Here is an 11,349-nt window from a genome sequence, read left to right on the forward strand (position 1 = left end):
GCAGTCGGACTCTCCATCGAACTAGGTTCTATTGCCCCGGCTAAAAACGCCCTGTCCCAGCCGGTGCCCCATCTCCAGGTGCGCTTCCGCCGTGCCCAGATCCGGCAGCAGCAGCATCTCAGAACTCACCACCGTAGCGCCGCAGTAGTCAAAAATCCCGTGCACGATTTGCGCGTTATACGCATCGGTAAACCCGTGAGTATCGTAGGTTTTTTGGCTTGCGGCCCCTAATGCCACCAGATGAACCCGTAGGCGGCCCAGCTTCTTGACAACGTTGCCGTCGGCCGTCTCTTCATAGGCCCAGCCGTTTGAAAACACGCGGTCGATCCAGCCCTTAAGCAGTCCCGGCATTGACCACCAGTAAACGGGGAAAACCAGCACCAGCGCGTCGGCCTTATCGATTCGGGACTGTTCCGCAACCACCTCAGCGGGCGTCGCGCCGGTGAGGTGAAAAGCCGCCATATCTTCGGCAGTGAACGTCGGATTAAAGCCCTCCTGCGTTAAGTCGGCGAGTTCAGAACTATTCTGCGGATCGGATTCGGCAATCCCTTGCGCAATCGCCGTCGCGACGCTGTGGGTCAGCGAATCAGGAAGAGGATGAGATACCACAATTAATGCATGCATGACGCAGACTCCGGTTGCCAGATGACGTTATCAGAAGTAGTCTTATATACTAAGAGTAACCTACCAATGGTAACTTACCTTTGGTATATAAGCATGTCAACGGGAGAATGCGTCTAATGGCTGAACCACTTGTGCGGCAGCGTTTATCCAGAGAAGAGCGGCATACACAGCTGGTGGACGTCGCGTGGCGTATTATTCGCGAAGAAGGGACGGAAGCGCTGACCCTCGGCTATCTGGCCAAAAAGGCCGGGGTGACAAAACCGGTGGTTTACGATCATTTTGACAGCCGTTCCGGGCTTTTTGCCACCCTTTACCGGGAGTTCGATCGCCGACAGACGGCGCTAATGGACGAGATCCTGCGCAAAACGGAGCCGGACGCGGAGAAGCTCGCGTCGGTGATCGCAACGTCATACATTGAATGCGTGCTGCTTCAGGGACGCGAAATGCCCAGCGTCATGGCCGCACTGGCCGGTACGCCGGAGCTGGAAAAAATTAAGCAGGAGTACACGGCGGCCTTTACCCTGAAGTGCCGCGAACTGTTCGCTCCGCTCTGCGGCGGGCAGCCACTCAGCGATGCGACGATTCTGGCGACGATCGGCTCAGCGGAAGGTTTATCCACCGCCGTCGTGAGCGGCGTAATCACCGAACAGCAGGCAAAAAACGAGCTGTTCCAGGTCATTATGTCCATGCTAAATCGGTGCTGCCCAGAGCCTGTCGCCAAATAGCGCTCGGACGATTCAGACAGAAACGCCGCTTTGCGAACAGCGAACGCGGCGCCATCGCATTAAATCATGCTCGCGGCGCCGCCCGGCAATCAGCTACCGCCGGCTTTCTTAATCGCCGCATCCAGCGAGTCTTTATCCGCCAGGCCCGGGAAGACGGTAATATTCGCCTCCGTGGCGCCGGTCGTCGGCATCACGATAACGCCCGGCGTGCCGCTTAAACCGATGGCCTGCGCCAGCTCGTTAGTCGCCTCAAGCGCTGGCTCAACGTCGGCGGCCTTCTTCGCGTCGAAGTTGACCTTCTTCACCTGCTGCTGAATATCCGCCGCCGTCAGCTTGCCCTCGTTATGCCCGGTGGCATAAATCCCGTTATGGTAGGTCAGGTAGGCTTCCGCCCCCTTCTGCTGATAGATTTGCAGACCGGTTTTCGCCGCGGTCAGCGACGTTTCCCAGCGGCTGCCGAAAATAGGCCACTCTTTAAAAGCAAAACGGGTCTGCGGATTTTCCTTAATCACCTGAGCCATCACCGGCGCCAGACGGCTACAGTAAATGCACTGGTAATCAAAGAATTCGATAACCGTGACCTTGCCATCCGCCGGTCCGTAGGTCGGCGTATTTTTATCCTGCGTCAGCGCGGCCTGATTCTTAATGACCGCCTGGGTCGCGGCGCTGGCCTGCTGCTCTTGCTGAATCTGCTGCAGCTTCTGGCTTGCCTGCAGCAGAACCTCCGGATGGGCGACTAAATAATCCGCCGCAATTTTGCCGATGCGGGCTTCCTGCTCCGGCGTAAAGGTGGCAGCGGGGGCGTCAGCCGCCATAGCCAGGGCCGGAAGCAGCGTGGCGCCAATCAAGGCGATGGTCACTATTTTTTTAGAGCCGGACATGAGGATGATCCTTGCGATAGGTAAACGGCAGGTGAGTCTGTTGAGACAAAGTAGCATCCTTTACCGGCGAATAATCATCAGGCGATACATTGATTCGTAACTTTATTTTTCAATCCAGGGCAGCCGTGCCGCCGTTCATATTCGCCCTAACGGTGGTCAACGCGGACGAACGAGGGTACGCTTTTCCCTCCTTTTATCCTCGGGAAGGGCGTATTCCCGGTTAGATGAGTCAGGCATGAACGAGCTAGTTATTCAGTGGGATTTTACCGTTATTTTGCTGCAAATCATCGCTATCGACCTGCTGCTTGGCGGCGATAACGCGGTGGTGATTGCCATGGCCTGCCGCAAGCTGCCGCCGCACCTGCGGACCAAAGCGATCGTTATCGGCACCTTTGGCGCCATCGTGGCCCGCGTGCTGCTGCTGGCCGTGGCCATCTATCTGCTCTCATTACCGTGGCTAAAAATAGTCGGCGCGGTGCTGCTGCTGTGGATTGGTATCAAGCTGGTCGCCAATCAGGAGGAGAACGAAGAGGTCAGCAGTTCCGGCAGCCTGTGGCGCACCGCCGTCACCATCACGGTGGCGGACGTCATTATGTCCCTCGATAACGTCCTGGCCGTAGCCGCCGCCGGCAAAGGCCACCTGCTGCTGGTGGCGCTGGGGGTGCTGATCAGCATTCCGATTATCGTCGCGGGCAGTAAGCTGGTGCTGGCGATACTGAACCGTTTTCCATCCGTTGTCCTGCTCGGCGGCGCGTTAATCGGCTGGATTGCCGGCGCCATGCTGGTCACCGACCCGACTATTATTCGCCTGTTCCCCACGGCGCCGGACGCGCTCCCGACCATCGCCGGGGCCGTTGGCGCCGGGCTGGTGCTGGCGGAAGGGCTGCGCCGAAGCTAGCGTAAAATTCAGGCCGACGGGTCGCCCATCGCACCCTCTTTCGCCGTCGATCCCGACGGCGTCAAGTTTCAGGCACATTCCTCTCACGCGCCTGCTCATTTGCCCTAAGCTTAATGGGAAAGTTGTTACCACCCCATTCTGTAAAGATGAGATAACGATATGGAATTAAAGGATTATTATGCCATTTTAGGGGTTAAGCCAACGGACGATCTCAAAACCATTAAGACCGCCTACCGTCGCCTGGCTCGTAAATATCACCCCGACGTCAGCAAAGAGAGCGATGCTGAAGCCCAGTTTAAAGATCTTGCCGAAGCCTGGGAGGTGCTGAAAGATGAGCAGCGCCGAGCCGAGTACGATGAGCTCTGGCAGCACCGCAACGACCCGCACTTTGGCCAACAGCAGGCCTCCCACGAGCAGAACTACAGCCAGCAGGACTTCGACGACATCTTCTCATCGATGTTTGGCCAACAGGCACACCACGCCCGGCGCCAGCAGGCCGCACGCGGCCACGATTTAGAAATCGAAGTCGCGATGTTCCTCGAAGAGACCCTCGCCGAGCAGACCCGAACCATCAGCTACAGGCTGCCGGTGTATAACATTTTCGGCATGGTCGAGAGCGAGACGCCTAAAACGCTGAACGTAAAAATCCCGGCTGGCGTCAGCGACGGCCAGCGCATCCGCCTGAAGGGCCAGGGGACGCCGGGCGAAAACGGCGGCCCGAATGGCGACCTGTGGCTGGTTATCCATCTGGCCCCGCATCCGCTGTTCGATATCGTGGGTCATAACCTGGAAATCGTCCTGCCGCTGGCCCCGTGGGAAGCCGCGCTGGGCACTAAGGTGACGGTCCCCACCCTCAAAGAGAGCATCCTGCTGACAATCCCCCCGGGCAGCCAGCCGGGGCAACGCCTGCGGATCAAAGGCAAGGGGCTGGCGAGCAAAACCGCCACCGGCGACCTGTTTGCGGTGATAAAAATCGTTATGCCGCCGAAACCAAATGAAAAAGCCAGCGCGCTCTGGCAGCAGCTCGCGGAAGTAGAGGCGAGCTTTGAGCCGCGTAAAACATGGGGGAAAGCATAATGGCTAAGATGACAGTGACGTTCTCAATCACCGAGTTTTGTCTGCATACCGGCATTTCTGAGGACGAGCTTAGCGAAATTGTCGGCCTGGGGATGATTGAACCGCGCCAGCCGCAAACCGAGGTCTGGCTGTTCGATGACAGCGCGGTAACGATCATGCACCGCGCGGTGCGCCTGCGCCGCGAGCTGGAACTGGACTGGCCCGGCATCGCCGTGGCGCTGACGCTGCTGGATGAGAACGCGCGCCTGACCCGCGAAAACCGGCTGCTGCACCAGCAGCTGGCGCGCTTTCTGACCCACAGCTAACCCCTCAGCCCGCCAGGCGCTGCGCCTGGCCGGGTTTGGTTTGAGGTTTGAGGTTTGAGGTTTGAGTTAACGCCGGACCCACTCGGGCAGCCACTCGCCGTGGCTGGCAATCAGATCGTCCACCAGCGCATAGATCTCCTCGATCCCCAGCACCGCCGCGGTGTGCGGATCCATCATCGTCGCGTAATAGACGTAATCGCGGTTTTCGCTGAGGATCGCCTCGGTCAGCAGGGTCTGAACGTTGATGTTGGTTTGCATCATCGCCGCCAGATGTGCGGGCAGCTTGCCAACTTTGGTGGGCTGAATACCGTTGGCGTCCACCAGGCAGGCGACCTCCACGCAGCACCCCTGCGGCAGGTTGTCGATCAGCCCGTCGTTGCGCACGTTGCCGTACACCACGCTCGGCTCGCCGGTCCAGATCGCGTTCATAATCGTGCTGGCGTATTCCCGCGAGGGCTTAATGTCGATGCGATCGCTGGTTTTATACGTCTCCAGCTCTTTATGCCAGTTCGCCACCTGCTCCACGCAGCGCTTCGGATATTCGTCCAGCGGCACCTGGTAGCGAGCGATCAGGTCTTCACGCCCCGGCTTGATAAACCACGGGGTATATTCCGCGAAGTGCTCCGATGATTCCGTCACGAAGTAGCCCAGCTTTTTGAACATCTCATAGCGAACAATATTCTGGCAGCGCGAGTTCTCGCGGTGCTTCGGCGCACGCCCTTCGGCAAAGGCCTGCAGCATATCCGGATAGATGCTGACATAGCTGCCGTCCCCCGTCTTTTTCTCCAGCGACAGGTAGAACGCCATGTGGTTAATCCCGGCGCAGCGGTAGCGCAGATCCGCCGGGTCAAGGTCGAGGTCGTGCGCCAGCTCCTCCGCCGTTCCCTGTACGGAATGGCACAGGCCGACCTGCTTGATATGCGGATAGCGCGCGTACATCGCCCAGCTGTTCATTGCCATCGGGTTGACGTAGTTCAGCATCGTCGCGTTCGGGCAGACCTCGGTCATATCGTCACAGATGCGCCACAGGTGCGGAATCGTCCGCAGCGCCCGCATGATCCCGCCCGGCCCGAGCGTATCGGCGATGGTCTGCTCCAGCCCGTGCAGCTTGCAGACCTCAAAATCGGTTACCGTACACGGCTGGTAGCCACCGATCTGGAAAGCGACCACCACAAAATCCGCGTCCATCAGCGCGGCTTTCTGGTCGCGATGGCAGCTAATTTCTCCGTGAGCGCCGACCGAGTCCATCAGCTTTTGCACCACGATATGCGACTCTTCCAGCCGGTTGGCGTCGATATCCATCAGCGCGATATGGGCCGATCTCAGCGCCGGGCGTTGAAAAACGTCGCCGAGAATATTTTTAACGAAAACCGTTGAGCCAGCGCCGATAAAGGTAATTTTTGGGGCAGACATAGTGCTCTCTCCGTAAAGTCATTAGACATCCGCAGAGTGACATGCCGGACGCGCCGCGCGCTGCCCTCTTCCCGGCAGAGCACTCCCGGAAACTCAGATCGACCGTTACCCGCCACAAAATCTGAGCTTTCGGGAACAAAATGGCGAAAAAGCAGAGAAAATGGATGCTTTAATCTACTGATTAAGCGAAGCCTAATTTTTGAAGAGCATCATTTCGCATAGCGATAAAATATAAATATCATGAATATGAAAAATGCAGGTATAAGCCAGACTGGAGAGTCCGGGAATAATAAGCCCTGTAACAGTGCGAATATGATTGTTAATACGCTGGGTCCGTAATACGAAACCAACGTTCTGAATATCCGCCTAAAAAACCGTTTAATAAAATTGATCATGATTATCGAACCATCCTGGTGATGATGTCAGCAATGCCCTCATCTGATGTTGCTTGCTTAAACGCGCCTGCCCGCTCAAACAGTGGCTCTACCAGGAAATACATCATTTCCAGCTCTTGTGCATACAGCGCAGCGTAATAGGACGGATAGATATAATGAAGGCGATGAGCGCTATCCGCCGCCTTCTGTACGACGCCATATACGCCAAACCCTGCTACAACCCCCGCAGCTCTGCCCCCTGCTAAGGCGCTCATATCAAGGCTTAGGTTCATACCGATGGCGATAGCAGAGGCCGTCGCTAACGCGAATCCTGCGCTTGTCAGCGAGCTTGCGGCGATATGCACATTAACCGCCATTAACATTTTCTTGATGTGTTCTATCTGAGCGGAGGTTTTGTATTTAAATAGTTCTGAAAAATATATTTTAAGCATATCATAGACAACATTCCCATGCTCAATAAGATAAATAACGCCATTCCTGAAGCGTATATCTTCGGCCTTTTGTTGCTGACAAACGTCCTGATATTCATCAGTAAAACAGGATGTGTAGTACAGCGCGCGTTTTGCACCGGCCCCCGTCGTTTCAATATGACTTGATACAGCCTTTCCGACACCCGTTAATGCGCGGTCGAACTTCAGTGCGAGGATTTTATTAGACTGCAAATATCTTATGACTTCATTGCTGTAGTACATAGCGTCTCCATGCTAATTCTCATTAAGTCCAACGATGATTTTTATCAAGGGGGAAGTGTTCTGTAAATCGTCGAATACAGGGTAACGCGATGCTCAGCATGAAAAAAATCCGCATACCCCATAGTTACCCGCCACAAAATCTGAGCTTTCGGGAACAAAATGGCGAAAAAGCAGAGAAAACGGGCGATTGGATCCGCTAAGATAGGCGCATATCGGTGCAAAAAACAGCAGCTATGACGATTCAGGAATCCAAAGCCCTATGGGAAAAAACCTTACGCCGCAGCCTCCCGACCCGCATATGAGCAGCAGCGACGAGAAAAATACCCGCAGTCCGCTGGCGCTCTATTCGGAGTACCAGCGCATGGATATCGAGCTGCGCACCCCGCACGCCATGACCACCAGCCACTGGCACGGTCAGGTAGAGGTTAACGTCCCCTTCGACGGCGACGTGGAGTATCTGATTAACAACGAGGTGGTGAGCATCAGGCAGGGCTATATCAGCCTGTTCTGGGCCTGTACGCCGCATCAGCTCACCCGTCCCGGCAGCTGCCGGCAGATGGCCATCTTTAACCTGCCGATGCATCTGTTTTTGTCCTGGCCGCTGGACCGGGAGCTTATCAACAACGTCACCCACGGCATGGTCATTAAATCTCTCGCGGCGCAGCAGCTTAGCGTCTTTGAAGTCCAGCGCTGGCAGCAGGAGCTCGCCAGCGACAACGAGCAGATCCGCCAGCTGGCTATCGAAGAGATCGCCCTGATGCTCAAGCGCTTTAGCCTCTCAGGCTGGCAGCCGATTCTGGTCAACAAAACCTCGCGCACGCACAAGCACAGCGTCTCGCGGCACGCGCAGTTTTACGTCAGCCAGATGCTCGAATTTATCGCCGCGCACTACGATCGGGCGCTGACCGTCGATGCGGTTGCCGAACACGTTAAGCTCAACCCCAACTACGCGATGGGCATTTTTCAACGGGTGATGCAGCAGACCATGAAGCAGTACATCACCGCCATGCGCATTAACCACGTCCGCGCCCTGCTCAGCGATACCGATAAAACTATCCTGGATATCGCCCTGACCGCCGGCTTTCGTTCCAGCAGCCGCTTCTACAGCACCTTTAGCAAGTACGTCGGCATGCCGCCGCAGCAGTACCGCCGGCTCAGCCAGCAGCGCCGACAGAACCTGCCGCCGAATGAGGCCTAAACGGCCATAAAAAATGCCGCCGGGGGAGGCCCGCGGCGGCATTTTTCACATTCCAGGCAAATTAATCAGTCGTTAATTCGCGGGTGCTGATCCACCAGACGGGAACGTTTTTCCTGCAAATCGGCAATTTCCTGATCGAGATCTTCGATTTTGTTTTCGATGTTGTCGTAGTGCTCGCCGAGGATCTCTTTCGCTTCCTGAATATCCGAAGCCGCAGGCGTCGCCCCTTTCAGCGGACGGTTCGCCGTCTCCTTCATCGTCAGGCCGGTCATCAGACCAATCACCGCAATCACCATCAGATAGTAGGCCGGCATCATCAGGTTCTGCGTGGTTTCCACCAGCCAGGCCGCCAGAGTTGGCGTCAGACCGGCAACCAGCACCGAAATGTTAAAGGCGCTGGCCAGCGCGCTGAAGCGGATATGGGTCGGGAACATCGCGGGCAGCGAAGAAGCCATCACCCCGATAAAGCAGTTAAGCACCACCGCCAGCAGCAGCAGACCGCCGAAAATCAGGCCAATAACGTTGCTGTTAATCATGATAAAGGCCGGAATCGACAGCGCGAACAGCGCCACGCTACCAATCAGGATAAACGGACGACGGCCGAAGCGGTCGCTGAGCATCCCGATAACCGGCTGCACAAACAGCATCCCGACCATAATCGCGATGATAATCAGCACCCCGTGATCTTCCGAGTAGTGCAGGTTATGCGACAGGTAGCTCGGCATATAGGTCAGCAGCATGTAGTAGGTCACGTTGGTGGAAATCACCAGACCGATACAGGTCAGCAGGCTACGCCAGTGTTTGGTTGCAATCTCTTTGAACGAGACCTTCGGACCGTCCTGCAGCCCTTCGCGGTCGCCCTGCTCCAGGGTTTCAACGTGCTGCTGGAACGCCGGAGTCTCTTCCAGAGCGTGACGCAGATAAAGACCAATAAGCCCTAACGGCAGCGCGAGGAAGAACGGCAGGCGCCAGCCCCAGCTGAGGAAGTTCTCCTCGCCGACAACGCTTGAAATCAGCACGACCACGCCCGCGCCGAGGACAAACCCGGCAATGGAACCGAAGTCCAGCCAGCTGCCCATAAAGCCGCGCTTACGGTCAGGCGAGTATTCGGCGACGAAGATTGAGGCGCCGGTGTACTCTCCGCCCACCGAGAAGCCCTGCGCCATCTTACACAGCAGCAGCAGAATCGGGGCCCAGATACCAATCGACGCGTACGACGGAATAAGACCAATACAGAAAGTACTTATCGACATGATAACGATGGTTATCGCCAGAATCTTTTGTCGACCGTACTTATCGCCGAGCATGCCAAAGAACAGGCCGCCTAGCGGACGAATCAGGAACGGAACGGAGAATGTCCCTAGCGCGGCAATCATCTGCACGCTGGGATCGGCACCGGGGAAGAAGACTTTACCTAAGGCGTACGCCACGAAGCCATACACGCCGAAATCGAACCACTCCATCGCATTACCCAGCGACGCTGCGGTGATCGCTTTTTTCAGCTTGCCATCGTCAATGATGGTCACATCCCGCAGAGTGATTGGCTTTACTTTTTTCCTTTTAAGCATAATTTTCCTCTAAAGCTTCGCCGTGAGCGCACAGATCTCCGCCAAACGGCAATACCGTTTGCGTCGTGCGTTGGGAGCGGCCAATTGCTGTGCTCCTCTTTTCAAGCGTAGCAGGTTTGCCTGCACTGTCTGCTGACAGTCCGTACAACCGAACCTGTTGACGCCTGCTCTGGCGTAAATGAAACAATAAATAGAGCTACGAATAGACCTGATGAATTTACGAACTCGCCTTTTTACCCTAACAGCGTTTAAATTTGGGATCAACTTCACGAAAAATTGTTCGCCATATTACAGAGCCAGGCGGCATTAATAAGTTCAATGAATATGCACAGGCAGTGATTTATTTTTGGATATCCCGCCTCCGGCAGCACATCGAATATTGCTGATTTTTGATCGATAAAGAGAATATTCCCGCAGCGGTACTATCGGAAAAAGTGGCCGACAAATGGCCGTCACTGCGCTATAATAGCAATCACTTTCGGCTATCAGCCGCCTTTTAATGGGCCAACGGCCTGTTTTATACAGTAATCATGAGGAACGCCATGCAACTCCCACAGTGTCCTAAATGCCATTCTGAGTACACCTATGAAGACAACGGCATGTTTATCTGCCCGGAATGCGCCCATGAATGGAACAATGCCGAGCCGGCGGAAGATAATGATGCGCTGACGGTGAAAGATGCCAACGGCAATTTACTCGTCGATGGCGACAGCGTCACCGTGATTAAAGATCTGAAGGTTAAAGGTAGCTCTTCGATGCTGAAAATCGGCACTAAAGTGAAGAATATCCGCCTGGTAGAAGGCGATCATAACATCGACTGCAAAATTGACGGTTTTGGTCAGATGAAGCTCAAATCCGAGTTCGTCAAAAAGAACTAACGCTATTTCCTTTTCGCTGAATCGTTATTTTCCCGGCCACAGCCGCCGGCCGGGAAAATGAACGAATATATCTCCGCGCTATCGTCCCGCCTATTTCCCGCCTCCTCGGCGATGACTGCCGAGCGCATCGCGCCTGGCGCAGGCCAGATATTGTCCTCATCCACCTCCTGACGCCGCCGCCTGGCTTAAATCGCCAACCACCCTCTACGCTTAATGGGTCAATCGTTATCTGAGGTCATGATTATGTCTTTAAGCCCCTATATCGCCTTCAGCGGCAACTGCGCTGCGGCCATCGCGTTCTACCAGCAGGCGCTGGGCGCAGAGCTTGTCCAGCAGATCACCTACGGCGAGATGCCGCAGAATATGCAGGATGCCGAGGACGGCTGCCCCTCCGGTCAGCATCTCGCCGCCGACTGTATTGCCCACGCCAGCATGCGCGTGGCGGGCAGCGAGCTGATGCTGGGCGACAGCCCCACCAGCGACAGCGAACGCTATGCCGGCTTCACGCTGGTGCTGGATACACAGGACCTGGATGAAGGTAAACGCTGGTTTGACAGCCTCGCCGCAGAAGGACGTATCGAAATGGCCTGGCAGGAAACCTTCTGGGCCCACGGTTTTGGCAAAGTTTTCGATCGCTTCGGCATCCCGTGGATGGTGAACGTCGTCAAGCAGCCTTAATGCCTCTCCCTCAGGGC

General features: G+C 55.8%; 12 protein-coding genes. 7 read left to right on the plus strand and 5 right to left on the minus strand.

Annotation, left to right across the window (positions count from 1 at the left end; translation table 11 throughout):
- Positions 1-21: 21 nt before the first annotated feature.
- The gene (locus tag RTE01_RS24645; RefSeq protein WP_041143679.1) at positions 22-624 is read right to left on the minus strand and encodes an NAD(P)H-dependent oxidoreductase; all 603 of its coding nucleotides are present in this window, start codon (positions 622-624) and stop codon (positions 22-24) included.
- A gap of 116 nt (positions 625-740) precedes the next feature.
- On the opposite strand from RTE01_RS24645, the gene RTE01_RS24650 reads away from it, so the two are divergent.
- Positions 741-1,349 carry a TetR/AcrR family transcriptional regulator gene (locus RTE01_RS24650; RefSeq protein ID WP_115193749.1) on the plus strand — a complete coding sequence of 203 codons (609 nt, stop codon included), beginning with the start codon at positions 741-743 and terminating at the stop codon, positions 1,347-1,349.
- An 89-nt stretch (positions 1,350-1,438) separates the two neighbouring features.
- Here the strand turns inward: RTE01_RS24650 and RTE01_RS24655 are convergent, their stop codons facing one another.
- Positions 1,439-2,230: a DsbA family protein gene (locus RTE01_RS24655; protein ID WP_076947071.1), complete on the minus strand. Its 792-nt coding sequence runs from the start codon at positions 2,228-2,230 to the stop codon at positions 1,439-1,441.
- Between the two features lie 235 nt (positions 2,231-2,465).
- On the opposite strand from RTE01_RS24655, the gene RTE01_RS24660 reads away from it, so the two are divergent.
- The 3 genes from RTE01_RS24660 to cbpM all read left to right on the plus strand — a co-directional run bounded on the left by RTE01_RS24660 (position 2,466) and on the right by cbpM (position 4,510).
- On the plus strand, positions 2,466-3,128 hold the full coding sequence (locus RTE01_RS24660; RefSeq protein ID WP_076947072.1) for a TerC family protein: 663 nt from the start codon (positions 2,466-2,468) through the stop codon (positions 3,126-3,128).
- A gap of 159 nt (positions 3,129-3,287) precedes the next feature.
- Positions 3,288-4,205 (plus strand): curved DNA-binding protein, encoded by a 918-nt coding sequence (cbpA, locus tag RTE01_RS24665; RefSeq protein WP_076947073.1) that lies wholly within the window; start codon positions 3,288-3,290, stop codon positions 4,203-4,205.
- Positions 4,205-4,510, plus strand: a complete 306-nt coding sequence (cbpM, locus tag RTE01_RS24670) for a chaperone modulator CbpM (protein WP_041143674.1) — start codon at positions 4,205-4,207, stop codon at positions 4,508-4,510. The genes cbpA and cbpM overlap by 1 nt, the downstream gene beginning before the upstream one ends.
- 66 nt (positions 4,511-4,576) lie before the next feature.
- Here cbpM and melA read toward each other — a convergent pair whose 3' ends face one another.
- Both melA and RTE01_RS24685 read right to left on the minus strand, forming a co-directional pair.
- Complete coding sequence (gene melA, locus RTE01_RS24675; protein ID WP_076947074.1) at positions 4,577-5,923, minus strand: alpha-glucosidase/alpha-galactosidase; 1,347 nt, start codon at positions 5,921-5,923, stop codon at positions 4,577-4,579.
- Between the two features lie 397 nt (positions 5,924-6,320).
- Positions 6,321-7,010, minus strand: coding sequence for a hypothetical protein (locus RTE01_RS24685; protein WP_115193752.1), 690 nt, complete (start codon positions 7,008-7,010; stop codon positions 6,321-6,323).
- A gap of 259 nt (positions 7,011-7,269) precedes the next feature.
- On the opposite strand from RTE01_RS24685, the gene melR reads away from it, so the two are divergent.
- The gene (melR, locus tag RTE01_RS24690) at positions 7,270-8,208 is read left to right on the plus strand and encodes a transcriptional regulator MelR (RefSeq protein WP_134525137.1); all 939 of its coding nucleotides are present in this window, start codon (positions 7,270-7,272) and stop codon (positions 8,206-8,208) included.
- A 65-nt stretch (positions 8,209-8,273) separates the two neighbouring features.
- Here the strand turns inward: melR and proP are convergent, their stop codons facing one another.
- On the minus strand, positions 8,274-9,776 hold the full coding sequence (gene proP / locus RTE01_RS24695) for a glycine betaine/L-proline transporter ProP (RefSeq protein ID WP_041143669.1): 1,503 nt from the start codon (positions 9,774-9,776) through the stop codon (positions 8,274-8,276).
- Positions 9,777-10,318: 542 nt separating this feature from the next.
- Between proP and RTE01_RS24700 the strand changes: the two genes are divergently transcribed.
- Both RTE01_RS24700 and yjdN read left to right on the plus strand, forming a co-directional pair.
- Positions 10,319-10,654, plus strand: coding sequence for a zinc ribbon domain-containing protein YjdM (locus RTE01_RS24700; RefSeq protein ID WP_041143668.1), 336 nt, complete (start codon positions 10,319-10,321; stop codon positions 10,652-10,654).
- Between the two features lie 243 nt (positions 10,655-10,897).
- Complete coding sequence (gene yjdN, locus RTE01_RS24705) at positions 10,898-11,332, plus strand: VOC family metalloprotein YjdN (RefSeq protein WP_115194030.1); 435 nt, start codon at positions 10,898-10,900, stop codon at positions 11,330-11,332.
- The last annotated feature ends 17 nt before the right edge of the window (positions 11,333-11,349 follow it).

Source organism: Klebsiella terrigena, from assembly GCF_006539725.1.
GTDB classification, from domain to species: domain Bacteria; phylum Pseudomonadota; class Gammaproteobacteria; order Enterobacterales; family Enterobacteriaceae; genus Klebsiella; species Klebsiella terrigena.

Coding starts and splice junctions, on each gene's coding strand:
- yjdN (WP_115194030.1), top strand. CDS start 10,898: ATGTCTTTAAGCCCCTATATCGCCTTCAGCGGCAACTGCGCTGCGGCC.
- RTE01_RS24685 (WP_115193752.1), bottom strand. CDS start 7,010: ATGTACTACAGCAATGAAGTCATAAGATATTTGCAGTCTAATAAAATC.
- RTE01_RS24650 (WP_115193749.1), top strand. CDS start 741: ATGGCTGAACCACTTGTGCGGCAGCGTTTATCCAGAGAAGAGCGGCAT.
- melA (WP_076947074.1), bottom strand. CDS start 5,923: ATGTCTGCCCCAAAAATTACCTTTATCGGCGCTGGCTCAACGGTTTTC.
- cbpA (WP_076947073.1), top strand. CDS start 3,288: ATGGAATTAAAGGATTATTATGCCATTTTAGGGGTTAAGCCAACGGAC.
- cbpM (WP_041143674.1), top strand. CDS start 4,205: ATGGCTAAGATGACAGTGACGTTCTCAATCACCGAGTTTTGTCTGCAT.
- proP (WP_041143669.1), bottom strand. CDS start 9,776: ATGCTTAAAAGGAAAAAAGTAAAGCCAATCACTCTGCGGGATGTGACC.
- RTE01_RS24660 (WP_076947072.1), top strand. CDS start 2,466: ATGAACGAGCTAGTTATTCAGTGGGATTTTACCGTTATTTTGCTGCAA.
- melR (WP_134525137.1), top strand. CDS start 7,270: ATGGGAAAAAACCTTACGCCGCAGCCTCCCGACCCGCATATGAGCAGC.
- RTE01_RS24700 (WP_041143668.1), top strand. CDS start 10,319: ATGCAACTCCCACAGTGTCCTAAATGCCATTCTGAGTACACCTATGAA.
- RTE01_RS24655 (WP_076947071.1), bottom strand. CDS start 2,230: ATGTCCGGCTCTAAAAAAATAGTGACCATCGCCTTGATTGGCGCCACG.
- RTE01_RS24645 (WP_041143679.1), bottom strand. CDS start 624: ATGCATGCATTAATTGTGGTATCTCATCCTCTTCCTGATTCGCTGACC.